1 protein-coding gene is annotated in these 1,198 nt (G+C 32.8%); it reads right to left on the bottom strand.

Annotation, left to right across the window (positions count from 1 at the left end; translation table 11 throughout):
* Positions 1-707 precede the first annotated feature (707 nt).
* Entirely contained in the window at positions 708-1,142 is a 435-nt protein-coding gene (locus ACFVSH_RS26855) for a YkvA family protein (protein ID WP_387599303.1), read from the bottom strand.
* Positions 1,143-1,198: the final 56 nt, after the last annotated feature.

A 1,198-nucleotide genomic window follows, 5' to 3' on the forward strand; every position in this document is an offset into this window, starting at 1 on the left:
GGATAATCTAGACTGTATTTAGATTTACTGTTCTCTTTTGCCATAAAAAAAGAAAGCTAACCAAAATGTACGCTGTCCTCGTGATCGTAACTATATTTTGTTGCAACACTAAGTGCATGTGGATATAATAGATGCTAGTGCATTATTTTGGCAGTTCTACAGTAAATTTTTCTAAACTTTCACTGTCGATAAAGCTAGAAAAATCGAATTGTAGATCAGTTTTCTCCTGCTTAAAATCAGCTGTTTTTTCCTTTGTTTTGTCTATTAACTTGTGCTTAACGGCAGCTCACTAGGGAATACCCTAAAAAAGGCAATACTAACGGCACCTTGCAACATCGAATTTTTTTCCATACTATAAGGGTAAGGAAATTCCATATTTAGTTTTATAGGATTATTGATTTAAAATGTTTGGAGGCAGGGTATTGCGAGTACCTTGTCTCTTTTTTTTCATTCGAATTAACTTCGTACCCTTTTTTTATTTATATTTTCAATCAGTGAAAACTCTTTGTGCTTTTTGATAACGTCATCAGAAAACAAATTTACATAGTGCTTTACCATTTCCATTGATGTATGTCCTAAAATTGCTTGAAGTTCAAAGATACCAGCAGATACTTCTACAGTAATCGAGCAAATGTATGTCTGAATTTATGACAAGTAGCTTGGATATTTATCGCTTTACCGTATCTGGATATTTGCGATTGCATCTTTTATTTATCCTGATCTTCATCTTTATCTTGCTCATCACTATCAGTTTTCTTATTTAATTTATCATCAACTGATTCTGTATCAGAAATTGCACTTTCACCGAACCAAATCCCAATTCTTTCTTTTGCATTTAGCTTAACTTCCTCATCGATAAACATTGAAACAGTAATCAATGCTCCAAATAACCCTGAAAAATCATCAGTATATCCACCTGGCACTAGGTCAGGAATTAAATCAATCGGAAGTATGAAATATCCCAATGCACCAACAATTACTGTTTTTGCCCAAACAGGAGTAGTTGGCTTTTGAAGTGTGTAAAACAATAGCAAAGCTACATAAACAACTTTAACCCCTGCTTTTTTGCCGAATTTTTTAATCTTCTTCCAAAATGAATCTTCAGAAAAATTATCTGAGTATTTAGTTGTATCTATTATAATCTCCCCCTATTCACCATCGATATTTTACCATATTAACAGGAAATATACCCTAATTT

The organism is Peribacillus sp. NPDC058002 (assembly GCF_042886655.1).
GTDB lineage: Bacteria > Bacillota > Bacilli > Bacillales > DSM-1321 > Peribacillus > Peribacillus aracenensis.